This is a genomic window from Frigoribacterium sp. AP1 (genome assembly GCF_056680555.1).
In genome coordinates, this window is the sequence record NZ_CM155288.1 from 2,595,866 (window position 1) to 2,621,123 (window position 25,258).

Annotated in this window: 24 protein-coding genes; 16 read left to right on the forward strand and 8 right to left on the reverse strand. The window is 70.8% G+C overall.

Annotated features, from left to right (window positions below; all coding sequences use genetic code 11):
* Positions 1–44: 44 nt before the first annotated feature.
* The 3 genes from AC1MBW_RS12375 to AC1MBW_RS12385 are packed head-to-tail and all read right to left on the reverse strand — an operon-like array spanning position 45 to position 2,070.
* A complete protein-coding gene (locus AC1MBW_RS12375) occupies positions 45–674 on the reverse strand; it encodes a hypothetical protein (RefSeq protein ID WP_480024658.1) in 630 nt (209 codons plus the stop codon).
* Positions 671–976 (reverse strand): protealysin inhibitor emfourin, encoded by a 306-nt coding sequence (locus tag AC1MBW_RS12380; protein WP_054147220.1) that lies wholly within the window; start codon positions 974–976, stop codon positions 671–673. Before AC1MBW_RS12380 ends, AC1MBW_RS12375 begins: the two co-directional genes overlap by 4 nt.
* 56 nt (positions 977–1,032) lie before the next feature.
* A complete protein-coding gene (locus AC1MBW_RS12385; RefSeq protein WP_480024659.1) occupies positions 1,033–2,070 on the reverse strand; it encodes a M4 family metallopeptidase in 1,038 nt (345 codons plus the stop codon).
* A 140-nt stretch (positions 2,071–2,210) separates the two neighbouring features.
* On the opposite strand from AC1MBW_RS12385, the gene AC1MBW_RS12390 reads away from it, so the two are divergent.
* Complete coding sequence (locus tag AC1MBW_RS12390) at positions 2,211–2,750, forward strand: adenine phosphoribosyltransferase (RefSeq protein ID WP_054147222.1); 540 nt, start codon at positions 2,211–2,213, stop codon at positions 2,748–2,750.
* A 75-nt stretch (positions 2,751–2,825) separates the two neighbouring features.
* Here AC1MBW_RS12390 and AC1MBW_RS12395 read toward each other — a convergent pair whose 3' ends face one another.
* Positions 2,826–3,560 (reverse strand): M50 family metallopeptidase, encoded by a 735-nt coding sequence (locus AC1MBW_RS12395; RefSeq protein WP_480024660.1) that lies wholly within the window; start codon positions 3,558–3,560, stop codon positions 2,826–2,828.
* 146 nt (positions 3,561–3,706) lie between these two features.
* Between AC1MBW_RS12395 and AC1MBW_RS12400 the strand changes: the two genes are divergently transcribed.
* Complete coding sequence (locus AC1MBW_RS12400; RefSeq protein ID WP_480024661.1) at positions 3,707–4,162, forward strand: VanZ family protein; 456 nt, start codon at positions 3,707–3,709, stop codon at positions 4,160–4,162.
* Between the two features lie 93 nt (positions 4,163–4,255).
* Positions 4,256–4,525 (forward strand): 30S ribosomal protein S15, encoded by a 270-nt coding sequence (gene rpsO / locus AC1MBW_RS12405; RefSeq protein WP_043596660.1) that lies wholly within the window; start codon positions 4,256–4,258, stop codon positions 4,523–4,525.
* A gap of 124 nt (positions 4,526–4,649) precedes the next feature.
* On the opposite strand, the gene AC1MBW_RS12410 is transcribed toward rpsO, so the two are convergent.
* Positions 4,650–5,891, reverse strand: a complete 1,242-nt coding sequence (locus AC1MBW_RS12410; RefSeq protein ID WP_480024662.1) for a coiled-coil domain-containing protein — start codon at positions 5,889–5,891, stop codon at positions 4,650–4,652.
* A 339-nt stretch (positions 5,892–6,230) separates the two neighbouring features.
* On the opposite strand from AC1MBW_RS12410, the gene AC1MBW_RS12415 reads away from it, so the two are divergent.
* Together AC1MBW_RS12415 and AC1MBW_RS12420 are read left to right on the forward strand one after the other, a co-directional pair.
* On the forward strand, positions 6,231–8,504 hold the full coding sequence (locus AC1MBW_RS12415) for a polyribonucleotide nucleotidyltransferase (RefSeq protein ID WP_043596663.1): 2,274 nt from the start codon (positions 6,231–6,233) through the stop codon (positions 8,502–8,504).
* Positions 8,505–8,753: 249 nt separating this feature from the next.
* Complete coding sequence (locus tag AC1MBW_RS12420) at positions 8,754–9,803, forward strand: aldo/keto reductase (RefSeq protein ID WP_480024663.1); 1,050 nt, start codon at positions 8,754–8,756, stop codon at positions 9,801–9,803.
* Positions 9,804–9,894: 91 nt separating this feature from the next.
* Here the strand turns inward: AC1MBW_RS12420 and AC1MBW_RS12425 are convergent, their stop codons facing one another.
* Entirely contained in the window at positions 9,895–10,509 is a 615-nt protein-coding gene (locus AC1MBW_RS12425; RefSeq protein ID WP_054147226.1) for a TetR/AcrR family transcriptional regulator, read from the reverse strand.
* Positions 10,510–10,761: 252 nt separating this feature from the next.
* Here AC1MBW_RS12425 and AC1MBW_RS12430 point away from each other — a divergent pair, with 252 nt between their 5' ends.
* Both AC1MBW_RS12430 and AC1MBW_RS12435 read left to right on the forward strand, forming a co-directional pair.
* Positions 10,762–12,120 carry a M16 family metallopeptidase gene (locus AC1MBW_RS12430; RefSeq protein ID WP_480024664.1) on the forward strand — a complete coding sequence of 453 codons (1,359 nt, stop codon included), beginning with the start codon at positions 10,762–10,764 and terminating at the stop codon, positions 12,118–12,120.
* A gap of 14 nt (positions 12,121–12,134) precedes the next feature.
* Positions 12,135–12,737 (forward strand): histidine phosphatase family protein, encoded by a 603-nt coding sequence (locus tag AC1MBW_RS12435; RefSeq protein ID WP_054147267.1) that lies wholly within the window; start codon positions 12,135–12,137, stop codon positions 12,735–12,737.
* Positions 12,738–12,764: 27 nt separating this feature from the next.
* On the opposite strand, the gene AC1MBW_RS12440 is transcribed toward AC1MBW_RS12435, so the two are convergent.
* Positions 12,765–13,292 carry a GNAT family N-acetyltransferase gene (locus tag AC1MBW_RS12440; RefSeq protein ID WP_480024665.1) on the reverse strand — a complete coding sequence of 176 codons (528 nt, stop codon included), beginning with the start codon at positions 13,290–13,292 and terminating at the stop codon, positions 12,765–12,767.
* Positions 13,293–13,356: 64 nt separating this feature from the next.
* Between AC1MBW_RS12440 and dapB the strand changes: the two genes are divergently transcribed.
* Both dapB and AC1MBW_RS12450 read left to right on the forward strand, forming a co-directional pair.
* The gene (dapB, locus tag AC1MBW_RS12445; protein WP_054147228.1) at positions 13,357–14,091 is read left to right on the forward strand and encodes a 4-hydroxy-tetrahydrodipicolinate reductase; all 735 of its coding nucleotides are present in this window, start codon (positions 13,357–13,359) and stop codon (positions 14,089–14,091) included.
* Positions 14,088–14,534: a tetratricopeptide repeat protein gene (locus AC1MBW_RS12450; protein WP_480024666.1), complete on the forward strand. Its 447-nt coding sequence runs from the start codon at positions 14,088–14,090 to the stop codon at positions 14,532–14,534. Before dapB ends, AC1MBW_RS12450 begins: the two co-directional genes overlap by 4 nt.
* Before the next feature lie 27 nt (positions 14,535–14,561).
* Here the strand turns inward: AC1MBW_RS12450 and AC1MBW_RS12455 are convergent, their stop codons facing one another.
* Entirely contained in the window at positions 14,562–15,467 is a 906-nt protein-coding gene (locus AC1MBW_RS12455) for a TIGR01777 family oxidoreductase (protein ID WP_054147230.1), read from the reverse strand.
* A gap of 91 nt (positions 15,468–15,558) precedes the next feature.
* Between AC1MBW_RS12455 and thyX the strand changes: the two genes are divergently transcribed.
* The 7 genes from thyX (at position 15,559) to AC1MBW_RS12490 (ending at position 25,258) form a co-directional block, all read left to right on the forward strand.
* Positions 15,559–16,326, forward strand: a complete 768-nt coding sequence (gene thyX / locus AC1MBW_RS12460; protein WP_231567172.1) for an FAD-dependent thymidylate synthase — start codon at positions 15,559–15,561, stop codon at positions 16,324–16,326.
* A gap of 95 nt (positions 16,327–16,421) precedes the next feature.
* A complete protein-coding gene (gene dapA / locus AC1MBW_RS12465) occupies positions 16,422–17,399 on the forward strand; it encodes a 4-hydroxy-tetrahydrodipicolinate synthase (protein WP_043596672.1) in 978 nt (325 codons plus the stop codon).
* 83 nt (positions 17,400–17,482) lie between these two features.
* Entirely contained in the window at positions 17,483–19,159 is a 1,677-nt protein-coding gene (locus AC1MBW_RS12470) for a ribonuclease J (RefSeq protein WP_054147232.1), read from the forward strand.
* A gap of 191 nt (positions 19,160–19,350) precedes the next feature.
* Positions 19,351–20,373, forward strand: a complete 1,023-nt coding sequence (locus AC1MBW_RS12475) for a permuted SH3 domain-containing protein (protein ID WP_480024667.1) — start codon at positions 19,351–19,353, stop codon at positions 20,371–20,373.
* Positions 20,373–21,134 (forward strand): ABC transporter ATP-binding protein, encoded by a 762-nt coding sequence (locus tag AC1MBW_RS12480; protein WP_480024668.1) that lies wholly within the window; start codon positions 20,373–20,375, stop codon positions 21,132–21,134. Before AC1MBW_RS12475 ends, AC1MBW_RS12480 begins: the two co-directional genes overlap by 1 nt.
* A complete protein-coding gene (locus AC1MBW_RS12485) occupies positions 21,131–22,348 on the forward strand; it encodes an ABC transporter permease (protein WP_480024669.1) in 1,218 nt (405 codons plus the stop codon). The genes AC1MBW_RS12480 and AC1MBW_RS12485 overlap by 4 nt, the downstream gene beginning before the upstream one ends.
* Before the next feature lie 54 nt (positions 22,349–22,402).
* Positions 22,403–25,258, forward strand: coding sequence for an FtsK/SpoIIIE family DNA translocase (locus tag AC1MBW_RS12490; protein WP_480024670.1), 2,856 nt, complete (start codon positions 22,403–22,405; stop codon positions 25,256–25,258).

Below are 25,258 nucleotides of genomic sequence, written 5' to 3' on the forward strand. Positions count from 1 at the left end.
TCGTCGGCGGGCTCCGACGACCTGCGCTAGGCGTCCGGCGCGGCTCAGCGGTAGTCGGCAGGCCAGGCGAAGGCCGGAGGCGCGGTGACCGTCTCGCCGATCGGCGCGAGCACGAGGTCGATGCGCTCGAAGTCCCGCAGCGGGATGCCGGCCGGATCGGCCGTGTAGGGGCTGCCCCCGACGAAGGTGTGCAGCTCGAGTCCGTCGTCGTGCCCGAGCGACCCCACGCCCTGTCCGTCGAGTGCGACGTCCCACTCGCTGAAGAGCTGCCCCAGGACGAAGGTCTCGCGCGTGGGCGACTCGACGTGCACGATGCCGCTCGTGTCGTGCGTGTGGATCTCGGCGGCGAACTTGGCGTCGGAGTCGTGTCCGATGTCACCGGGCACGGTGACCGCCTGCCCGTCGACGGTGATCGAGAGGTGCGTGTGCACGTGCATGGCGAGGTCCTGGCCCCAGACGTTCTCGAGGCCGGCGGCGGCCGCCCGGGTCTCGAGCTGGTCGGTCGCCGGGCGACCCCACGGAGGCGCGGTCACGGCCCCGCGGACGTTCATCGGGTTGCCGCTCTGCACCACGGCCACACCGACCCCGCCCGTCACGAGGACGACGAGTGCGAGCAGCCCGGCCAGCACCTCGCCCGAGAGTCGTCGGCGAGGTCGGCGCGCGCGGTCGCTCATCGCGTCGGACCGGCCTTCGCATCGGCCTCGGAGGTGCTGCGGACGCGGTCCACGAGCTCGCGCCACGGCCCCGTGACCTGCTGCTCGGGCAGCTTGGCCTTGCGGGTCGGGCGGGTCTCGGCCGTGATGACCCACATGAAGCGGTCGGGTTGCACCGCCTGGGCGGACGCCGGGGCCTGCGACCACGGCACCTGGTCGATGAGGACGAGCCACGACTCGGTGTCGGGCTCGGCGTCGACGTCCACCGACCAGCTGCGGGTGAGGCCGGCGAAACCACCGGAGCGCGACACGGTGACCTTCATGGGCGCGATGTTACCCCGGCGGTGTCCGCGGCCGCGGGGTCCGGCGCCGACCGGTCTCAGGCCGCAGGGGTGACCCCGACGCCCTCCCACCCGGCCGAGGTCGCCCGGGTCTCGTCGGAGTCCGCTCCGTACCGTGCCGTGGCGGCCTCGACCGTCGCCGCCGCGAACTGGGCGAAGGTGGCCTCGGTCGACAGGGTGCCGCCGGTGAGCGTGTCGTACCAGACCTGACCGGCGCGCAACCAGGCCTCGCCCCCGAGGGCCTCGGCGACCAGGTAGAAGGCGCGGTTGGGGATGCCCGAGTTGAGGTGGACCCCGCCGTTGTCGTCGGTGGTCTCGACGTAGTCGTCCAGGTGGCCGGGTTGGGGGTCCTTGCCGAGGACGTCGTCGTCGTAGGCGGTGCCCGGAGCCTTCATCGACCGCAGCGCCCGACCCTGCACCTCGGGGGTGAAGAGTCCCTCGCCGATCAGCCAGGTCGCCTCGTCGGCGGTCTGGCCGAACAGGTGCTGCTCGACGAGCGCCCCGAACACGTCGCTGACCGACTCGTTGAGCGCACCCGACTGCCCCTGGTAGGTGAGGTTCGCGGTGTACTGCGTGACGCCGTGGGTGAGTTCGTGCCCGATGACGCTGACCGATGCCGTGAAGCGCTCGAACACCTCTCCGTCTCCGTCGCCGAACACCATGCGCTCGCCGTTCCAGAAGGCGTTGTCGTAGTCCTGGCTGTAGTGGACGGTCGCATCGAGGGGCAGGCCCGCGCCGTCGATCGACGACCGCCCGTACACCTCGCGGAACAGGGCGTAGGTGGCGCCGAGGGCGTCGTACGCCTCGGTGGCGGCGACGTCGTCGGTGGCCGGTTCCCCTTCACCGCGCACGCGCACGCCGGGCAACTCTTCGGTGCCCTGCGCGTCGAAGACCGTGCGCTCGAGCACGGCCTCGCCACCGAGTGCCCCCTGCACCACCGGGGGAGTCGCGTTGCGGTCGACGGCTTCCATCGCGAGCAGGCCGTTGCGCGCGGCCTGCGGCGCCCGGTGCAGGCGGGGCGAGTCGGCCTCGGCGAGGTGGGCGAGCAGGTACGGGGGGACGATGAACCGCGACATGCGTGCACTCTCGCACGGGCCCCCGACATCGGGCCGGACTGTTCACATGATCGTGACGTACCGGTCGGTCGCCCGTCGCCGGACGGACGACCGCGGCCGCGAGGGCGGAGGCGTCCGTCCTTCCGGCTACCGTTGACGGCATGACCGTCACCGATGCCTCCTCGTTCGTCGACAGCAAGATCGCCGTCGTCCCCGACTTCCCGAAGCCCGGCATCCTCTTCCGCGACGTCACGCCGCTCTTCTCCGACGCCGACGCGTTCGCCACGGTGACCACGGCGCTCTCCGAGCCCTTCGACGGCGGGTTCGTCGCCGTCGCCGGCATCGAGGCGAGGGGCTTCGCGCTCGCCGGCGCCATCGCGATCGAGCAGGGCGTCGGGGTGCTCACCGTGCGCAAGGCGGGCAAGCTGCCCGGCGAGGTCCTCAGCGAGAGCTACGCCCTCGAGTACGGCGAGGCCACGCTCGAACTGCGTCCGAACCAGATCCCCGCGGGGTCGAGCGTCCTGATCGTCGACGACGTGCTCGCGACCGGCGGCACGGTCGAGGCGACCGTCACCCTGCTCGAGCGCGCGGGCTACGTCGTGGCCGGCGTCGCCGTGCTGCTCGAGCTCGACGGTCTCGGCGGCCGGGCCCGGCTCGAGGGCCACGTCCCCGTGCACGCCCTCTCGTCCGCCCCCGCCTGACACCTCACGCCTGACACCTCGCGCCTGACGTCTCGCGCCTGACGCCTCGCATCAGGCGACGGGCGCCGACCGGCCTCAGGCGAACGAGCGCGCGGCCTCGAGCGCCCCGGGGAAGAGCAGCCCCGCCCCGCCGAGCAGGCAGGCGAGGGCGACGAGCACGAACACGCCGACCCACACGACGCCCGGCACCCGGGTCAACCCGGCGAGCTGGTCGGCGTCCGACGCGGTCGAGCGTGAGCGACGCCGGCTGCGCTGCAGCTCGAGCGACGCGCGCAGCGCCCCGGAGCCCAGCACCGACGTGACGACCAGCCCGAACACGGCCTGCCAGGTCGGTGACGCGAAGAACGTCACGACGACGACGAGGGCGGCGCCCAGCAGCACCACCCAGAGCCCGAACCAGTTGCGGATCTGCACGAGCATCAGCGCGAGCAACAGCAGCAGCGCCCAGAGCAGCCCGGCCGCGTAGCCCGCCGACAGCAGCCAGGCGGCGCCCAGGGCGGCGATCGCGGGAGCGGTGTAGCCGGCGAGGAGCGTGATGATCATGCCCGGCCCGGTCCGCGGCCCCTTCGACACGGTGAGGCCCGAGGTGTCCGAGTGCAGCCGGATGCCCGTCAGTCGCCGCCCGGTCAGCACCGCGGCGAGCCCGTGCCCGCCCTCGTGCACGACGGTGACGGCGTGCCGGACCGTGTGCCAGGTGCCCGGCAGCAGCACCAGCAGCAGGCCGGCGGCCACGCTGCCGAGCAGCCACGAGCCGGGCAGCGGGGCGGCGAGCTGGCTGATCCGGGCCCAGAGGTCGGTGAGTGCGTCCACCCGACGAGCCTAGGAGGCGCGGTGCGCGCGGTCGGACACCGCGCCTCCTCGGCCCTGCCGCGTCGCCCCCGGGGCGGGTCGTCCTCCAGGCTGATCTTCGGCCGTTCCGGGCGTCCTCCCACCGACCGGTGCCGCACGATGGACGGATGCGTCGCGCCGTCCTCCTCCTGCTCACCCTCGTCTACCTCGCCGGGGTCGCCTGGATGACCCTGCGCCCGAGCGTCTACGACGCGAACACCGGGGCGCTCCTCTGGCGGGCGCTCGACGTCTTCGCCCGGCACGACGAGACCTCGTGGATCACCTTCGCCCGGGTCGAGGCCGCCGCGAACGTGGCGATGTTCGTCCCGATGGGCATGTTCCCGGCTCTGCTGCTGCCCAAGCGGTTCTGGTGGGTCGGCATCGTGGTGGGTTTCGCCGCGACGGTGGGCATCGAGACCCTCCAGGCGACGTACCTGTCGGCGACGCGGTTCTCCGACCCGCAGGACCTCGTGATGAACACCCTCGGTGCGGCGATCGGTGCGGCGTTCGTCGGACTCGTCCTGCCCCGGCGGCGTCGCGGTCGGAGCCGACCGCGTCAGGGATCGGCGTCGCCCGTCTGGTAGGCTCCTCAGGTTGCCGTCTGAACGGCCGCGGAGAAAGAGAGCTCGCACATCCGGTGACGAGCACCGCGCAACGAACTGAAAGGGGATCCATCAATGGCACTCGCACCTGACGTCAAGACCCGGATCATCGAAGAATACGCGACCCACCCCGGCGACACCGGATCCCCCGAGGTCCAGGTCGCCGTGATGACGCAGCGCATCCTCGACCTGACCGAGCACCTCAAAGAGCACAAGCACGACCACCACTCGCGTCGTGGCCTGCTGCTGCTCGTCGGCCAGCGCCGTCGCCTCCTGGGCTACCTGTCCAAGGTCGACATCGAGCGCTACCGTACGCTCATCGGTCGTCTCGGCCTGCGCCGCTAGTCTTCGCGCTCCGGACGTCTCGACGACGGCCCCCTCGGCACGCAGCTCCGGCTGCACGCCGAGGGGGCCGTTCTCTCGTCCCCGGGCCACATGGACGTCGCGCCCGGCGGCCGGATACGACGCCTCAGTACCAGTTGTTCGCGACCGAGTGCGCCCATGCGGCGCACATCGTGCCGTAGCTGCTCTGGATGTACGAGATGCCCCAGTTCACCTGGGTGCGGTAGTTCGTCTGCCAGTCCAGCCCGAACGAGGCCATCTTGTTGCCCGGCAACGACTGGGGGATGCCGTAGGCCCCGCTGGACGGGTTGGACGCGTTCGTGCGCCAGCCGGACTCCTTGTTCCACAACTGCACGAGGCAGGTGTACTCGGCCCCGCCGCCGACCTTCGTGGCGGCGTAGGCCTTCGCGCCGGCCGGATCGTTCACGGCACCGACCGGGGGAGCCGTGCCGCCGCCCGAACCGCCGCCACCCGTTCCGGGTGCCGAGCCTCCGGACGAGGCGCCGCCTCCCGACGATGTGCCGCCGCCTCCCGACGAGCCCGCCGGCGCCTTCGACGCGGCTTGGGCCTTCGCCGCGGCCTGCTGCGCCGCGAACGCCTGCTGCGCCGCCTCTCCGCTCCGGTACTGCTGTTCGAGCTCGGCCGTCGAGTCCTTGAGTGCGGCGAGCTGGGCATAGAGGTCGGCGGACCGCTGGGTGGCGTCGGCGACCTCGGTGTCCGCGGTCGCCTGCGCCGCGGTGGCCTGGTCGGCCGCGGCCTGCGCGTCGCGGGCGAGGGCGTCGCGCCGATCGGCCGCAATGGTGGCCTGCTCGCTGAGCGAGGACACCGTGTTGCTCGCGGTGGTCGCATCGGTCAGCACCGTCTGCCACCGGTCGCCGAGCTGCGTCAACGAGCCCAGCTGGTAGAGGGCGGCCCCGGGGTCGGGCGACGTGAAGAGGTCGGTGCCCATGGTCTGCGTGCCGCCGGTGCGGAACAGGCTGCCGGCCAGCTGGCCGGCCTCCTGCTTCGCGGTGTCGGCGGTCGTCCGCGCACGCTGGGCGTCCGCGGCGAGTTCGTCCGCCCGTCGTGAGGCGGCCGCGAGGTCCGCCTGCGCCGTCGCGTTCGCCTGGTCGGCGAGGACGGCCTCGTCGCTGCGGTCGGACGCGGCCTTCTCGAGGCTGTCCAGCGACGCGTCGATCAGGTCGACCTGCGCCTGGGTCGCCGCGGCGTTCCCCTTCGCGGCCTCCACCTGAGCCCAGGTCGGGTACCCCGCGGCGGACGCGGCGGACGGCGCCACGAGCATCGCCAGGACGAGAGCCGAGGAGGCGCCGGTCGCCACCGCGAGACGGCTCGCGCGACGATCCCGGCCGGACCTGTCGTGAGCACGCATGATCTCGACCCTAACGCCGTCCCCCCGGCCCCGCGCCTCCCCGTCCGGGCGACACCCGCCGTGCGCACCCCGGCCTGGCGGGCGCGAGTGCTAGAGTCGCGCTCGGAGCAGGCCGGTACGGCTGCTGGTCACCGGTGGTGACAGGCGGAATGCCCCGACCGGCGCCGAGCGTCCGGGTCGGGTGCGGGGTCCGACCGTTTCTACTGTTGGCCAGACGTGCCACCGCCTCCGTCGCGTTGTCGCACGTGCATGTCGCCATGCCGTCCACGCCGCCCGCTCCCGGTACACATCGATGCCCACACGGGGCCTCGATGCAAAACAAAGAGGAGTAGCCCCCACATGGAGGGTCCAGAGATCAAGTTCGGCGAAGCCGTCCTCGACAACGGCAAGTTCGGCAAGCGCACCATCCGATTCGAGACCGGTCGTCTCGCGCAGCAGGCTCAGGGAGCCGTCGCTGCCTACCTCGACGAAGACACCATGCTTCTGTCGGCCACGAGCGCCAGCAAGAAGCCGAAGGACAACTTCGACTTCTTCCCGCTCACCATCGACGTCGAAGAGCGTTCGTACGCCGCGGGCAAGATCCCCGGCTCGTTCTTCCGTCGCGAGGGTCGCCCCTCGACCGAGGCCATCCTGGTCTGCCGCCTCATCGACCGGCCGCTGCGTCCTTCGTTCGTCGAGGGTCTGCGCAACGAGGTCCAGGTCGTCATCACTGTGCTGAGCATCGCTCCCGACGAGTTCTACGACGCCCTCGCGATCAACGCGGCCAGCGCCTCCACCCAGATCTCGGGTCTGCCGTTCTCCGGGCCGATCGCCGGTGTGCGTCTCGCCCTCATCGGCGACCAGTGGGTCGCCTTCCCCAAGGCCAGCCAGCTCGCCGACGCGGTCTTCGACCTGACCGTCGCGGGCCGTGTCGTCACCGACGCCGCCGGCAACGAGGACGTCGCGATCATGATGGTCGAGGCCGAGGCCACCGAGCACGCCTGGGGTCTCATCCAGGGCGGCGCCACGAAGCCCGACGAGGCGATCGTGGCCCAGGGCCTCGAGGCCGCCAAGCCCTTCCTCAAGCAGCTCGTCGACGCCCAGGCGACGATGGCCGCCCAGGCCGCGAAGGAGATCGCCGACTACCCGGTCTTCCTCCCCTACACCGACGAGGTGCTCGAGGCCGTCACGGCCGCCGCCGGCACCGAACTCGCCGAGGTCTACAAGATCGCCGGCAAGATCGAGCGACAGGACGCCGACGACGCCCTCAAGTCGCGCGTGAAGGACGTCATCGCCGCCAAGGTCGACGCGGGTGAGCTGCCCGACACGGCCCTCGGTCAGGTCGGTGCCGCCTACAAGTCGGCCACGAAGAAGGTCGTCCGCGACCGCATCCTCACCGAGCAGATCCGCATGGACGGCCGCGGCCTCGCCGACATCCGTCCGCTCGACGCCGAGGTCCAGGTCATCCCGCGCGTCCACGGCTCCGCCATCTTCCAGCGCGGCGAGACCCAGATCATGGGCGTCACCACGCTGAACATGCTCAAGATGGAGCAGCAGATCGACTCGCTGAGCCCGGTCACCAAGAAGCGCTACCTGCACCACTACAACTTCCCGCCCTACTCGACCGGTGAGACCGGCCGCGTGGGTTCGCCGAAGCGTCGCGAGATCGGGCACGGCTTCCTGGCCGAGCGCGCCCTCGTCCCGGTGCTGCCCAGCCGCGAAGAGTTCCCCTACGCCATCCGTCAGGTGTCCGAGGCTCTCGGCTCCAACGGTTCGACGTCGATGGGCTCGGTCTGCGCGTCGACCCTGTCGCTGCTCAACGCCGGTGTGCCCCTCAAGGCCCCGGTCGCCGGCATCGCCATGGGCCTCGTCTCCGACACGGTCGACGGTCAGACCCGCTACGCGGCCCTGACCGACATCCTCGGAGCCGAAGACGCCCTGGGCGACATGGACTTCAAGGTGGCCGGCACGAGCGAGTTCGTCACGGCGATCCAGCTTGACACCAAGCTCGACGGTCTGCCGACCGCCGTGCTCGACGCCGCCCTCAAGCAGGCGAAAGAGGCGCGCACCGCGATCCTCGGTGTGCTGAACTCGGCGATCGACGCCCCCGACGAGATGGCCCCGACCGCGCCCCGCGTGATCTCGGTCCAGATCCCGCAGGACAAGATCGGCGAGCTGATCGGCCCCAAGGGCAAGACGATCAACGCCATCCAGGACGAGACCGGCGCCGACATCAGCATCGAAGAAGACGGCACCGTCTACATCGGTGCCGTCGACGGTCCGTCGGCCGAGGCCGCCCGTGCCCAGGTCAACGCGATCGCGAACCCGACCAACCCCGAGATCGGCGAGCAGTTCCTCGGAACGGTCGTCAAGATCGCGTCGTTCGGTGCGTTCGTCTCGCTCCTCCCCGGCAAGGACGGCCTGCTGCACATCAGCGAGGTCCGCAAGCTCGCCGGCGGCAAGCGCGTCGAGAACGTCGAGGACGTCCTCGGCGTCGGCCAGAAGATCCTCGTCGAGATCACCAAGATCGACGACCGCGGCAAGCTCTCGCTGGCCCCGGTCGTGGCCGACGAGGCCGACACCGACTCGAGCGGAGCGACCGAGCAGTCGACCGACGAGTCCGTCGACGCGTAGTCAGCACGCCACGAAGGGCCCGTTCCGACCTCGGTCGGGGCGGGCCCTTCGCCATCGGCGCCCCGCTCTCGGCTCGCGACCGGACCAGGAGGCGCGTCCCCCGGATCGGGGCGGCGACACGGCGTAACGATTGGGTGCGGTGGCGACGGAAACCGGGCGCGTGGTCGTATTCTTGACGGCGGAGGGCGAACCATACCCCATGCGATCGCACAGAGTCGCATCGGGGGTTCGCGACGAGAAGGGGGCGGCGTGACCGAGACGACGGCCGAGCTCGCCCGTTCCGCCACGTCCGACTTCGCTGCCGCTGCCGCCGTCGCGGCCGCCGCGGCCCGGGCCTCGGCCGCCCAGCCCACCGTTCCGGTCGACCTCGGCATCATCCAGCCGCGCCGACGCCTCGGACTCTCCGACCTCAAGGTCTTCCCCCTGGCCCTCGGCGGCAACGTCTTCGGCTGGACGGCCGACCAGGCCGAGACGACCTCCGTGCTCGACTCCTACTTCGACCTCGGCGGCAACTTCGTCGACACGGCCGACTCCTACGCAGGCGGCCGCAGCGAGATCATGATCGGGTCGTGGATGCGCTCTCGCCGATCCCGAGACGACATGGTCGTCTCCACCAAGGTGGGCAAGAGCGCGGACAACCCCGGGTTGACTCCGCGGGCGATCGAGCGAGCCGTCGAGGCCTCCCTCGAGCGGCTCGGCACCGATCGCATCGACCTCCTCTACCTGCACGTGGACGACACCGAGGTGGCGTTCGAGCGCACGCTGTTGGCCGTCGACCACCTCATCCGGGTCGGCAAGGTCCGATGGTTCGGGGGCTCCCACCACTCGGGCAACCGCCTCTACGAGGCCCGCATCGCGGCGGGGATGCTCGGCATCGCCCCGATGGTGGCCCTGCAGAACCAGTACAACCTCCTCGACCGGGCCGAGTACGAGAAGGGCCTGGCTCACGTCGCCACACAGCAGCGTCTCGCCGTGATGCCGCGCTTCGCCCTCGCGAGCGGCTTCCTCGCGGGCAAGTACCGCTCACGCTCCGACATCGCGCACAGCCCCCGTCGTCGCGTCCTGGCGAAGTACCTCTCCAAGAGAGGGCTCAAGGTCGTGCACGAGCTCGACCGCATCGCGTCCGTCCACGAGGTCTCGAGTGCCGCCATCGCGCTCGCCTGGCTGCTCGCCAAGCCGAACGTCGTGGCGCCGGTCGCGAGTGCGACGAACGCCAAACAGGTCTACGAACTCGCACAGGCCGCGCGGGTCCAGCTCACGCGCAACCAGGTGCTCGACCTCGACCGCGCCTCCGCTTGACCGTCAGGTGACGTGGTCGACCGGTGCCCCGCGGGGTGCCTGACGACAACGCCCCCGGCCACGCGGGCGTCCGATGTGGTCGGCCGGTGACCTAGGCGGCGAGGAGTCGTTCCGCCGTGCGGCGGAGCGACGCTGCCGCCGCGATGGCGTCGCCCGCATAGGCGCCCACCTGGGCACCGTCCAGGGCGAGGACGAGATCGTCGGCGGCGTCGCCCGGCAAAGGGTGGTCGGCCGCTTTGAAGAGCGAGACCATCTCGCCCGTCAGCCACTCGCGGTGCTCGGCGATGGCGACGCGCACGGGGTGGGTCGGGTCGCTGAACTCGGACGCCGCGTTCGCGAAGGCCGAGCCTCGGAACGACACGGTCTGGACCCGGGCGACGACGACGTCGAGGTAGGCCTCGAGGGTCGCGCGACCACCGTCGTGGGCCTCGACGAGGGCCGCCAGCTCGGCGGCCTCGAGGTCGTGCCGGCCGGCGAGGTACTCGAGGACGAGCGTGTCCTTCGCGCCGAAGTGCTTGTAGAACGTGGCCTTGGTCACCGAGGACTCGGCGATGAGACGGTCGACGCCCACGACGCGGACGCCCTCGTCGTAGAAGAGGCGGTCTGCGGTCGTGAGGACCCGGACCCGAGCGCCGGGGACGGGGGAGTCGGCGCGAGGGCGACCAGGGAGACGCTGGACGGCCGGTTGGGGGGAATCGACCGTCACAGCGTGGCTCCTTGGGACGTCTCGGCTTGAAGCCGCGTGGGGGACGCGCGCTCCGGACCTTCTGACGACGTCCGACCAGCCGCCGACGGCGACCATCAGGGGGGATGGGGTCGACGTCGGTGTATCGACTCTAACACCGATGAGGACAAACAGAGTTGTCTGTTTGTCCCCAAGATCGTCCCCCAATCCGGGTGCCAGCCGTACCGAGCCGCTCACGGACGACTGCAGGGGAGGTCGCCTAGGCTCGACCTGATGAACGGCCCTGTCTCCTTCCCACTCGACGAGGTCGAGATCTCCTTCCGCGCCACGGGCGACGCGCTCGTGAGGCGTACCGTGCTGCCCTCCGGCGTCCGCGTGCTCAGCGAGCGCATGCCGGGTGCTCGCAGCACCACCATCGGCCTGTGGGTGGCGGTCGGTTCCCGCGACGAGTCCGATGCCGAACGGGGGTCGACGCACTTCCTCGAGCACCTCCTCTTCAAGGGCACGCCGACCCGGTCGGCCCTCGACATCGCGGTGTCGTTCGAGTCGGTCGGCGGTGAGCACAACGCCGCGACCGCCAAGGAGTACACCTGCTACTACGCCCGGGTGCGCGACGTCGACCTCGACGACGCGATCGACGTGCTGAGCGACATGGTGACCTCCTCGACCCTCGACCCGGCCGAGTTCGAGACCGAGCGCGGGGTGATCCTCGAAGAGCTCGCGATGGCGGACGACGATCCCGCCGACATGGCCGGTGAACGGCTCTTCGAGTCGGTCTTCGGCGACCATCCGCTCGGGCGTCCGATCGGAGGCTCACCCGAGAGCATCCGTGCCGCGGTACGCGACGACGTCGACCGGCACTACCGCGAGAACTACCGTCCCCGAGACCTCGTCGTGTCCATCGCCGGTGCTGTCGACCACGACCGCGCCCTCGACCGGTTGACGGCGGCGCTCGACCGGGCAGGGTGGCCCACCGACGCGGCGTCGCCCGTACCGCGTCGCGACGATGCGCCCGTCGGACTCGTCGCCGGCGAACCGCTGCAGGTGATCCGTCGTCCCCTCGAGCAGGCCACCGTCCTGCTGGGCCTGCCGGGCATCTCCGTCGGGGACGACCGCCGACCCACGTTGGCCGTGCTGAATTCGGTGCTGGGCGGGGGCATGTCGTCCCGCCTGTTCCAAGAGATCCGTGAGCGCCGTGGACTCGCCTACTCGGTCTACTCGTTCGCCCCGAGCTATTCGGACGCCGGTCTCTTCGGGCTCTACGCCGGGTGCACCCCCGCCAACGCCGGAGACGTCGCCCGCCTCATGCTCGACGAGCTCGCCGGACTCGCCGTCGACGGCATCACCGACGACGAGCGTCGTCGGGCCCTCGGCCAGTTGGGAGGGGCTGCAGCCCTCGCCCTCGAGGACAGCGACACCCGCATGAACCGCCTCGGTCGAGCCGAGATCTCGACGGGTGAGTTCGTCGACCTCGACACGTCCCTCGCCCGCGTCGAGGCCGTGACCTCCGACGACGTCCGGTCGTTGGCGGCCCGGCTCCTCTCGGGCCCCTTGTCGACCGTCGTGGTCGGCGAGGTGGACGAGACGTCCTTCCCCGTCCCGACGACGACGTCGGGATCGACCCCTCGATGAACCAGGAGACGACGGTGTCCCACTACCTCTACCTCGTCCGGCACGGCGAACAGCAGGACGCCGAGCACGGGCTGCCCGACGGGCCCCTCAGTGAACGGGGCAAGCGCCAGGTGCGCCTGCTCGCCGAACGCCTCGGCGGCGTCCCCTTCGACGCGGCGTGGCACTCGCCGCTCGAGCGCGCCGAAGAGACGGCCGCCATCATGACCGAGCGCATGCCCGCGCTCGAATCGCAGCCCTCGACCCTCCTCTTCGACTGTGTGCCGTCCGGCCCGACGTCCGACATGCCGTCGTCCTACAAGCCGTTCTTCGGCGGGGTCACGGACGAGCAGATCGAGGCCGGGCAGGCCCAGATGGCCGACGCCGTCGCCGAGTGGCTCACGCCGGCCCGAGAGGACCGCCACGACCTGCTCATCACGCACAACTTCGTGATCGGATGGTTCGTCCGCGAGGTGTTCGGGGCGCCCGACTGGCGGTGGATGGGCGTCAACCAGGCCAACGCGGGGTTGACGATCATCCGGGTGCGGTCGGCGAAGCCGCCCGAGCTCGTGACGCACAACGACCTCGGCCACCTTCCGGTGGAGCTGCGCACCGGTCTGCCGGTCGAACAGCCTTTCTGACCCGTCGTCCGCCGGGGCCGCCCTTCGTCAGGCGGTGCCGTGCGGGGTCTCTGCCCGGACGGTCTTGCCGTACCAGGTCGTCGCGTTCGGGTTCGCGTTGTAGGGCTCGATCGTCACGTACCCCGCGCTGCGGTACAACCCTCCGGCAGCTGCCAGGCTGTCGTTGGTGTCGAGGACGATCTCGTCGGCACCGAACGCGGAGGCCCGACGTTCGAGCTCGTCGAGCAGCGCCCGACCGAGGCCCTGCCCCCGACCGGCGGGACGCACGTAGAGGTGCTTGACCTCGTACCGCACGGCCCCCGAGGCCGAGGGCGCGATGAGTCGGATGCCGCCGCACGCGGCCGGCTCGGCGGCCCGGCCGGGGTCCGAGCCCGCCGGTTCGCCGTCGACGACGACGAACGCGCCGCCCGGGGGCACGAAGGCCGTGGCGTCGGGCAGGGTCGTCGTGTAGCTGCCCTGTGCCGAGGGGAACGTGGTCTCGCGCTCGGTGAAGTACTCGGTCAGGAGGGAGGCGGCATCGGGGGAGGAGACGCTCGTCTCGCGGAACCGGGGCATGCCCTCCATGTTAGGTCGGGGTACCGCCCTCGTCGGTCCGGGTGCCCCCGGTAGATTGGACGGCATGACTTCGCGCATCGCCGTGGTGGGAGCCACCGGCACCCTCGGCTCGTTCATCGTCGACCTCGTCGAGCGCACCCCGGGCCTCGAGCTCCACGCCGGTCTCTCGTCCCGTGACGACCTCGACGACGTCCTCGGCGCCGACCTCGTCGTCGACGTCACGCACCCGGCCGTCAGCCCGGGGATCGTCGAGCACGTCGTCCGGGCGGGCATCCCGGTGCTCGTCGGCACCTCGGGCTACAACGCCGAACGGTTGGCCCGTCTCACGACGGTCGTCGCCGACGCGGGTGGTCCTGGCGTCCTGGTGGTGCCGAACTTCTCGATCGGTTCGGTCCTCGCGACACGGTTCGCCACCCTCGCGGCGCGTTTCTACGAGTCCGTCGAGATCGTCGAGGCGCACCACCAGGGCAAGGTCGACTCGCCCTCGGGCACGGCCGTCCGTACGGCCGAACTCATCGCCGAGGCCCGTCGTGACCTCGGCCCGGTGTCGGCGCCGCACGCCGACCAGCGGGCCAGGGGGCAGCAGGTGGCGAGCGTGCCGGTGCACAGCATGCGCCTGCGCGGCATCGTCGCGAAGCAGGAGGTCGTCTTCGGCGGAGAGGGCGAGACCCTCACGCTCACGCACGACACGCTCTCGCAACGCGCCTACGAGCAGGGGCTCCGCGTCGCCATCGAGGCCGCCCCCGGCGTCACCGGAGTCGTGGTGGGCCTGGACGCCGTCCTGCCCCTCGAGTCGTGAAGGGGCGTACCGCAGCGCTCCTCATGGCGCTGCTCCTGCTGCTCTACGTCGTGCTGGTCGGTCAACGAGCCGTGCTGTTCCTGTCGACCGGCGAGCCGGTGGCGATCGCGCTCGGCGTCGCCCTGCTCGTCCTTCCCCTCCTGGGGCTCTTCGCCCTCGTGGCTGAACTGCGCTTCGGTCTCCGCACGCAGCAGATCGTCCGACAACTCGCGGACGAGGGCGAGCTGCCGGTCGACGACCTGCCGCGCCGCACCTCCGGTCGGTACGAGCGGGAGGCGGCGGACGCCGCGTTCCCGGCCTACAAGGCAGCCGTCGAGGCGGCCCCCGACGACTGGCGGTCGTGGTTCCGGCTCGGCCTGGCCTACGACGCCTGCGGCGACCGCCGACGGGCACGCCAAGCCCTGCGCTGGGCCATCAAGCTCCGGCGCGAGACGGCCGGCTGATCTCGCCGGTCCGGGTCGAGCGAATGGTCAGAGCGCGTCGACGAACGCCGACAGTGCGTCCTCGACCGTGCGGTGCTCGAACACGAATCCGTCGCGCTCGAGCGCTTCGGGGACGACCTGCTGGCTGGGCAGCAGCATCTCGCGCCCGGCCTCCTGCATGGCGGTCGAGATGACGACCTCGGGCACGCCCAGCAGGTAGGGACGGTGCAGGTCGGACGCCAGGGTCCGCGTGATCAGGTCACTCGTCGCCGGCGTGGGCCCGACCAGGTTCACGGGACCCGACACGGCCGACGTGAGCAGGTGCACGATCGCGGCGGCCTCGTCGTGCAGGCTGATCCACGGCCAGAACTGGTCGCCGGTGCCCAGTCGCGAGCCGAGGCCCAGCTTGGTGAGCGGCAGCAGGGGCTTGAGCGCGCCTCCTCCGGGTCCGATCACGATGCCGGTCCGCAACGTCACGACGCGTGTGGCCTCGGGGGCCTTCTCGGCGGCGGCCTCCCAGGCGACGACGACGTCGCTGAGGAATCCCTCACCCCGGCCGCTCGACTCGGTCAATCGTTCGCCCGGACGGTCGCCGTAGACGCCGACGGCCGAGCCGCTGAGGAACGTCGCGGGTGGTGTCGAGGCCGCCGCCATGCCGTCGACGAGCGTCGACGTCGCGGCCAGGCGCGACTCGAGGATGTCGCGCTTGTAGCCGGCCGTCCAGGGCAGACGACCCAAGGAGGCGCCGGCCAGGTTCACGACGGCGTCCGCGCGGGCGATCAGGTCGTGGTCGACGATGCCGGCACTCGGCACCCAGGTGTACTCGTCCTCCGCTCGGGGTTCATGACGCACCAACGAGAGCGGACGGTGGCCTGCCTCGCGCAGCTGGCGGGTCAGTTCGGTGCCGATCATGCCGCTGGCGCCGGAGATCAGGACGGTGAGTGCGTCGGTCATGGGGCCACCGTAATCCGGCCCGCTGGGGGAGCGTCCGCCGGTGCCCGAGGTGCTTCCCGTCGGGAGGGTCCTGCGAGGTAGAGTCGACGCCGTGCCCGAGACCGAAGCCACCCCCGCCGTGCCCTCCGCCAAGACCCCCGAGTTCCGCTCCGACGTCACCGTCGAGCTGGTCCGCTCGAGCGCCCACGACTCCGACGTGCTGTTCGCCGCCCGGGTCTCCACCATGGGCGAGTTGACCCTCGACGGCGCCCAGGCGTCGGCCGACGGTGCCCAGGCGACCAAGGGCGCCGGTCTCATCAACTACCTGATGCGCGACCGCCACGGCTCGCCGTTCGAGCACAACTCGATGACCTTCTACGTGCAGGCGCCGATCTTCGTCTTCCGCGAGTTCATGCGTCACCGCATGGCGAGCTACAACGAAGAGAGCGGTCGTTACCGCGAGCTCAACCCCGTCTTCTACGTGCCCGCCCCCACCCGCAACCTGCAGCAGGTGGGCAAGCCCGGCGCCTACGACTTCCTGCCCGGCACGCCCGAGCAGTCCGCCCTGGTCGACGAGGCCACCCGCGCCGCGTCGGTGCAGGCGTTCGAGGCCTACCAGCGCATGCTCGACGCCGGCATCGCCCGCGAGGTCGCGCGCATCGTGCTGCCGTTGAACATCTACTCGTCGATGTACGTGACCGTGAACGCCCGGTCCCTGATGAACTTCCTCAGCCTCCGGACCAAGCGCGAGGGCACCCATTTCCCGTCCTTCCCGCAGCGTGAGATCGAGATGTGCGCCGAGAAGATGGAAGACCTCTGGGCCGAGCTCATGCCCCTCACCTACGCGGCGTTCGGGGCGAACGGGCGCGTCGCCCCCTGACGGCCGTCCTCGCCGACGCGACCCGCGCCTCCTGACCGGGGCGTCGGACGCGGCGCGGGAGGTCGGTCCCGACGCGAGACAGTACGCTGGAGGGCGTGTCGAACATCAGCAACCCCTTCGGTCAGGTCCTCGTCGCCCTCGTGACGCCGTTCACCGCTGACGGCGAGGTCGACTGGCCGGCCGTCGAGAAGCACATCGACGACTGCATCACCGCCGGCGCCGACGGCATCGTCGTCACCGGCACCACGGGCGAGACCAGCACCCTGACCGACCCCGAGAAGCTCCGTCTCGTCGAGGTGGGCAAGTCGGTGGCCGCCGGGCGGGCCAAGATCATCACGGGTGGCGGGTCCAACGAGACCGCGCACGCCATCCAGCTCTACAAGGCCAGCGAGAAGGCCGGCGCCGACGGCGTCATGATCGTCACCCCTTACTACAACAAGCCCACGCAGGCCGGTGTGCTGACGCATTTCCGCATGATCGCCGACGCGACCGACCTGCCGGTCATCCTGTACGACATCCCCGGGCGCACCGGCATCCCGATCAAGTACGAGACCCTGCTCCGGGCCGCCAAGCACCCCAACATCGTCGCGGTGAAGGACGCCAAGGGCGACTTCGCCGAGGTCAGCCGTGTCCTGAACCAGACCGACCTGCTGTACTTCTCGGGCGATGACGCGAACGTCCTGCCGCACCTCGCCATCGGCGCCTCGGGCCTCATCGGCGTCACCGCGAACATCGCCGCAGCCCCGTACCGCACCATCGTCGACGCCGTGAACGCCGGCGACCTGCACACGGCGACCGAGGCGCACCAGATGCTCGAGCCCCTCGTCCGCGCCGTCATGACCCACGTGCCGGGCACCGTCGCCGCGAAGTACATCCTGCACGGCCTCGGTCGCATCTCGAGCCCCCGGGTGCGCCTGCCCCTGGTCGGCCCGGAAGACAGCGAGGCCGCTCTCATCGAAGACGAGCTGTCGCACGTCGGGTCCATCCCCGGCCTCGACCTCAGCCGTTTCCGGCCCGACCGCAACGCGGCCGCCGGCGGTGCGCTGCCCAAGGTGCACGGCACCACACGCTGACCTCCTGATCCCCGCCGACGACGACGTCGGACCCAGACCTCCCGCACACCGGGGCACGAGCCCCACACCAACCGAAGGAACAGATGCCCACGACAATCCACGCTCCCCGAGACCTCGCCCCGGGGACGCTCCGCGTGATCCCCGTCGGCGGTCTCGGCGAGATCGGCCGCAACATGACGGTCTACGAGATCGACGGCAAGCTGCTGATCGTCGACTGCGGCGTGCTCTTCCCCGAAGAGCACCAGCCCGGGGTCGACCTGATCCTGCCCGACTTCTCGCCCATCCGCGATCGCCTCGACGACATCCTGGCCGTCGTGCTCACGCACGGGCACGAGGACCACATCGGTGCCGTGCCCTACCTGCTGCGCCTCCGCAAGGACATCCCGCTCATCGGCTCGCAGCTGACGCTCGCGCTGATCGAGGCGAAGCTCAAAGAGCACCGCATCACGCCCTACACCCTCGCCGTCAAAGAGGGCGGGCGTGAGTCGCTCGGGCCGTACGACCTCGAGTTCATCGCGGTCAACCACTCGATCCCGGACGCCCTCGCCGTCGCCATCCGCACCTCGGCGGGCACCGTGCTCCACACCGGCGACTTCAAGATGGACCAGCTGCCGCTCGACGACCGCATCACCGACCTGCGGGCGTTCGCCCGCCTCGGTGAAGAGGGCGTCGACCTGTTCCTGCCCGACTCGACGAACGCCGACGTGCCCGGGTTCACCGCGCTCGAGCGGGACATCGGGCCCGTGCTCGACGACGTGATCCGCCGGGCTCCCCGCCGCGTGGTCGTCGCGAGCTTCTCGAGCCACGTGCACCGCGTCCAGCAGGTGCTCGACGCGGCCCACGCCAACGGCCGCCGCGTCGCCTTCATGGGGCGCTCGATGGTGCGCAACATGGGCATCGCGGCCGACCTGGGGTACCTGAAGGTGCCGGACGGCGTCCTGATCGACGCCAAGAAGGCCAAAGACCTCCCCGACGACCGCATCGTCTACATGAGCACCGGGTCGCAGGGCGAGCCGATGGCCGTCCTCGCCCGCATGGCGAACCTCGAGCACCAGATCGAGATCGGCGCGGACGACACGATCATCCTCGCGTCGAGCCTTATCCCGGGCAACGAGAACGCGGTCTACCGCGTCATCGACGGCCTCACGAAGCTCGGGGCCAAGGTCGTCCACAAGGGAAACGCCAAGGTGCACGTCTCGGGGCACGCCTCGGCCGGCGAGTTGCTGTACTGCTACAACATCCTGCGGCCGAAGAACGTGATGCCGGTCCACGGCGAGCACCGCCACCTCTACGCCAACGCGGCGTTGGCGGTGCGGACCGGTGTGCCGCAGAAGAACACCATCCTCGGCGAGGACGGCATCGTCGTCGACCTGCGCGACGGCGTCGCCGAGGTCGTCGGCCAGCTCGACATCGGCTACGTCTACGTCGACGGCTCGACCGTCGGCGAGATCACCGACGCCGATCTGAAAGACCGCCGCATCCTCAGCGAAGAAGGCTTCATCTCGGTCTTCATCGCCATGGACGCGTCGACGGGCCGGGTCGTGGTCGGTCCCGAGATCCAGTCGCGGGGCTTCGCCGAAGACGAGCGGGTGTTCGACGACGTCAAGCCCAAGATCATCGCCGCCCTCACCGAGGCCGCGGAGAACGGCACCCGCGACACGCACGCCTTCAGCCAGGTCGTGCGTCGCACGGTCGGCCGGTGGGTGAACACGCAGCACCGTCGTCGTCCGATGATCGTGCCGGTGGTCATCAGCGCCTGAGCCACGAGTTCACGACGACGGCCCGCGGGGGAGACCCCGCGGGCCGTCGTCGTCCCGCGGGCCGGTCGCGGGCCTCCTGATCCCCGGGGAGGAGATCTCATGCTCCCGATCATCCTCCGGGGTGAGGCGGTGACGCCCTGGGCCTCGCTACGGTGACGTCTGACACGTCAGTACATCGACCGGGGGTAACCGTGCGCATCGCCAAAGTCTGGGTCTTCCCGATCCTGCGCATCTTGATCTTCGTCGCCATCGCGGTGGCACTCGTCAAACTCGCGTTCTTCGCGGCCCCGGCGGCCGGTGACGACACCGTCGCCTTCCCCACTGGAGAGCTCGTCGAACCGCAGATCGAGGTGGCCGTCGGCACCATCACCAACGACGTGGTGGTCGACGCGACCGTGGTCGCCGACCCGGCGGCTCCGGTGCCCGCGACGCTCGCGGGTACGGTCACCGGCGTCGACGTCGTCAAGGGGCAGGTGGTCGCCGCGGGCGACCGGCTCGCGACGCTCCGGTCCGAGACGCCGCAAGAGCCCCTCGTGGCCGACGACGGCACAGTGACCGAGCGCAAGCCGATCGTGAAGACGGCCGTCATCACGGCCCCCGTGGCCGGAACGATCACCTCGGTCGCCGTGATCAAGGACCAGACGGTCGTCGTGGGTGACGCGGTCGCGCAGGTCGCGCCTCCCACGTTCCACGTGACGGGGTCCCTCGCTGCGGACCAGCTGTACCGTCTCGTCAGTCGGCCGGCCGAGGGGTCCGTCGCCATCACCGGGGGGCCGGCGCCGTTCCCGTGCACGGCGCTCACCGTCGGGGGGAGCACCTCGTCGTCCACCGGGCCGGACGCCGGCGGTGACGCCTCCACGTCGACGGGGGACTCGTCGGGCCAGAGCGTCTCCTGCGTCGTCCCGGGGGACGTCACCGTCTTCAGCGGACTCGCCGCCGAGCTGACCATCCCGGCCGGCGTCGCCACCGACGTCCTCACCGTGCCCCTCACCGCCGTCGAGGGCGCGGCCGGGAAAGGCGTCGTCTCGGTCGTCGGGGCGGACGGCTCCACCGAGAAGCGGGACGTCACGCTCGGCATCAACGACGGCACGATCGTCGAGGTCACCGGCGGCCTGGTAGAGGGCGACCTGGTGCTCGAGTTCGTCCCGGGCGCCGCCGCGGCGCCGCAGGGTGACTGCGTCGACCCCGCCACGGGCGCGGACCTCTGCAGCTGATGGCCCTGATCAGGCTCGAGGCGGTCACCAAGACGGTGCCCCTCGCCGACGACCAGACCCTCGACATCCTCACGGGCGTCGACCTCGAGGTGGATGCGGGCGAGCACGTCAGCATCGTGGGGCGCTCGGGGTCGGGCAAGTCGACGTTGCTCAACATCCTCGGGCTCCTCGACGAGCCCACGACGGGGACGCACTGGTTCGACGACGTCGACGTGCGCTCGATCCGGCGCGGTCGGCGCGATCGGCTGAGGGGAGCCCAGGTCGGATTCATCTTCCAGCAGTTCAACCTGCTGCAGGGGCGCTCGGCTCTCGAGAACGTCATGACCCCGCTGCTCTACTCCTCGGGTTCCGAGTTCTGGCGTCGCCGGTCCATCGCGGGCGAGATGCTGGAGCGCGTGGGTCTCGGTCACCGGGCCGACTCCATGCCCCATCGCCTGTCGGGCGGCGAACAGCAGCGGGTGGCGATCGCCCGGTCGCTCGTCCGCCGGCCGCGCGTCATCCTCGCCGACGAACCCACCGGTGCGCTCGACGTCGAGACCGGCGCCGGGGTGATGACGCTGCTCGACGGCATCGCGACCGAGAACGAGGCCGCCCTGGTGACGATCACCCACGATCTCGCGGTCGCCGCCCGCGCGTCGAGGCACTACCAGCTCGACGCCGGCGTCCTCTCGACGTCTGTCGACGCGGCCCTCGGGGCGCCGACACCGAGATCGTCACCTGCCGCGTCGACGTCTCCCCTCCGGGACGAGGTCGACGCGTGAAGCGCGCGGTTGCCGACGTGGTGGGGGCCTTCGCCGAGGCCTGGGCCGAACTCCGCGTCAACAAGCTGCGCGTGCTGCTCAGCCTGATCGGGGTGGCCGTCGCCGTCGCGGCCTTGACCGGCGTGGTCGCCCTCGGTGGGCTCGCCGAGCAGTCGTCGCGCGAGAGCGCCGAGCGGTTCGGCGGGCGCCCCGCGAACTACTACGTCAATGCGTATTCGAACGGAACCACCTCACCGAGCACCGAGGCGATCGAGGACGCGTTCGCCACGACGACGGCACGCTACGGGATCGAGCAGACCAGTCGCGTCGTCTACGGCAACCGCGCCGTGCAGTTGCCGGAGGGGGTCACGGAGGTGGCGGACGTCACGGTCGACGTCCCCTACGGAGAGATGCACCGGGTCGTCATGACCGACGGTTCGTGGTTCACCGACGCCGACGCGTCCCGTCTCGCGCCGCCCGTCATCGTCAACGAGGTGCTCTGGCGGCAGCTGGGCTCCCCGCCGTTGTCGTCCCATCCGACCCTGCTCGTCCGGGGGGCCGACTCCGTCACGCTCGTCGTGACGGGAGTCTCGGCCTCGTCCGAGTTCGACGGCCCGCAGATGTACCTGCTGCCGATACCCGACTACGACCTCGCCCTGGCGAGCTACGGCGTCGAGACCCCGCAGTACGAGATGTGGCTGCCGCCCGAGACCAGCGACGCGCTGAGCGCCCAGGTGGCGTCCGACATGGGGGCCACCCTCGGCGACGACGTGCAGGTCGACGTCTCGCGGCAGGACTACGCCGCGGGCGGGGACGCCGACCCGTTCGGTCCGATCAAGTTGATCATCACGGGGGTCGGCGTGCTGGTGTTGCTGCTCGGCGGTCTCGGCCTCGTCAACATCGCGCTCGTGACCGTCCGCCAGCGCATCCGCGAGATCGGCGTGCGTCGGTCCTTCGGGGCCACGGCTCCCCGGGTCTTCTTCTCGGTCATGCTCGAGAGCGTCGTCGGCACGGTCGTGGCGGGAGCCGTGGGCGTGATGGTGGCCGTCCTCGTCGTCGAGAACCCGACGGTGCAGGGCTTCATCGCCCAGGGCGCCGTCAGCGACCTCCCCCCGTTCCCCGTCGAGGCAGCTCTGGTCGGTCTGGCGTCGGCCACGGCGATCGGGGCGGTGGCCGGCCTGCTCCCGGCTCTCGTGGCGATCCGTGTGAAGGTGATCGACGCCATCCGCTACTGACACACACCGGAGCACCTCCAGCCGCTGTCGGTGCTGAGAGGTACCTTGGAGCCCATGGCCACGCCCACCAAGTCGACTGCGCGCGCGCGTTCGTCGTCGCGAGCGTCGCAGACCTCCGGCGCCACGAAGGCGACCAAGAAGCTGCCCGCACCCCGCCAACCCGACCCGGTCCGCGAGGGGCCCGGGCCGCTCGTGGCGGCGTGGACGGGGCTCGCACACCTGACCGGCGGCGCGTTCCGGCTCCTCGGCAAGGAGTCCTTGGCGAAAGACGAGCGACGAGACGGCGTGCCGTTCCTGCTCGTCCTGCTCGCGATCGCCGGGGCGGTCGTCGAGTGGCTGAACCCGACCAGTCCCGTCGCGATCGGATTCGACGCGTACACGTTCGGCGGGCTCGTGGGACGCGTCGCCTACGCCCTTCCGGTCATCATGATCCTCTTCGCGGGCTGGCTCTTCCGGCACCCGGCGTCCGTACACGACAACACCCGCATCGGCATCGGGCTCGGCCTCTCGATCGTCTCGATCAGCGCCCTGTGTCACATCTTCGGCGGGCAACCCGAAGCCGCAGCAGGGCTCCGTGCCCTCGCCACGGGTGGCGGCGTGCTGGGCTGGGTCGTCGCGTCCTGGCTCGTCGCCCTCGCCACCGAATGGGTCGCGGTTCCTCTGGTCGTCATCCTGCTGGCGTTCTCGCTGCTCATCATCACCAAGACCCCGCCGAACCGCATCCACCGACGGCTCGGCGAGCTGTACTCCTACCTCTTCGGCGAGACGACCTCGGGGGCGGCCGGGGCCGACGGTGATGCCGACCTCGTCGACCTGGCCGAGTCCGAGTCGCTGCCCTGGTGGCGGCGCAACAAAGACCAACGCGAAGACGACCCGGCGTACGACACCCCGCTCGTGAAAGCGGAAGAGACCTCCGCCACCGAGACGCTCGGGCGGCGTCGTCGCAAGAAGCCGGCGTTCGAACCGAGCCCCGACGAGGCGGGTGGTGCTGCGGCGGCCGGAGCTGCGGCGGCCGGTGCCGCCGGGGCCGCCGTCCCACCCACGGCTCCGACCGACGTCTTCTCGGCTGACCTCCTCGGTGACCTCGATCGAGCCGAGGACGCCGTCCGCGCCCAGGGGTTCGACGTCCCGCCCATCCAGGCGACCGCGTCGACGACGGTCCTCCCGGTGGTGCCGACCGAACCCGTCGGCGAGAGCGACGCCGCCGCCGACTTCCTCGCGGTCGATCCCGACGAGGCAGCCCCGCCCTCGCTCGACGAGGTGGACGACGGTGCCGAGAGCGCCCCCTACCGTCTCCCCGCCGCCTCGAGCCTGTCGGTCGGTGAGCCCGCCAAGGCGCGCAGCGAGGCCAACGACGCGATCGTGGCCGCCATCAGCCAGGTGCTCGACCAGTTCAACGTCGACGCCAAGGTGACCGGCCTCAAGCGCGGTCCGACCGTCACGCGCTACGAGATCGAACTCGGCCCCGGCGTCAAGGTCGAGCGGGTCACCGCCCTGACCAAGAACCTGGCCTACGCGGTGGCCTCCAACGAGGTCCGCATCCTGTCGCCGATCCCCGGCAAGAGCGCCATCGGTGTCGAGATCCCCAACACCGACAAAGAGATCGTCGCCCTCGGCGACGTCCTGCGGTCCTCGGCGGCGAGCAAGAGCGTGCACCCGCTCACCATCGGCGTCGGCAAGGACGTCGAGGGCGGCTACGTCGTGGCCAACCTGGCCAAGATGCCCCACCTCCTCGTCGCCGGGGCCACAGGTTCGGGCAAGTCGAGCTTCATCAACTCGATGATCACCTCGTTGCTGATGCGGGCCAAGCCGACCGACGTGCGCATGGTGCTGATCGACCCGAAGCGGGTCGAACTCTCGATCTACGCGGGCGTACCGCATCTGATCACGCCCATCATCACGAACCCCAAGAAGGCCGCCGAGGCCCTGCAGTGGGTGGTCAAAGAGATGGACATGAGGTACGACGACCTCGCCAGCTTCGGCTTCCGTCACATCGACGACTTCAACCGTGCCGTCGTCGGCGGCGAGATCGTCCTCCCGGCCGGTAGCCAACGCAAGCTCAAGCCCTATCCCTACCTCCTCGTGGTGGTCGACGAGTTGGCCGACCTCATGATGGTCGCTCCGCGCGACGTCGAGGACAGCATCGTCCGCATCACCCAGCTCGCGCGTGCCTCGGGAATCCACCTGGTCCTCGCGACACAACGTCCTTCGGTCGACGTCGTGACCGGTCTGATCAAGGCCAACGTCCCCTCGCGGTTCGCCTTCGCCGTCTCGAGCGTCACCGACTCCCGGGTCATCCTCGACCAGCCCGGGGCCGACAAGCTCATCGGACAGGGCGACGGGCTGTTCCTGCCCATGGGTGCCTCCAAGGCCATGCGCGTGCAGGGGGCCTGGGTGCAGGAGAACGAGATCGCCCAGGTCGTCGCCCACGTCACCCGCCAGGCTCGTCCCGACTACCGCCCCGACGTCGCCGCGGTGGTCGAGAAGCGCGACATCGACGGCGACATCGGTGACGACCTCGAGTTGCTCCTCGCGGCCGCCGAACTCGTCGTCAGCACGCAGTTCGGTTCGACTTCGATGCTCCAGCGCAAGCTCCGGGTCGGCTTCGCCAAGGCCGGCCGCCTCATGGACCTCATGGAATCGCGCGACATCGTCGGGCCGTCCGAAGGGTCGAAGGCTCGCGACGTGCTCGTCACGACCGAGCAGCTCCCGGGCGTGCTTGCGAAGCTGCGCGGCGGTGACGCTGCCACCGAGACCGGCGTCGGTCGCACCTCCTCGGGTTCTGCCTCCGCCACGCGGGCCGACGCCGGCGACTACGACGGCGACCCCGTCGAGGCCATGACCCGCGGGTACGCGGAAGACGACGACGCCGGAAGCGAAGACGCCTGGCACCTGACGGGCAGGGAGTAG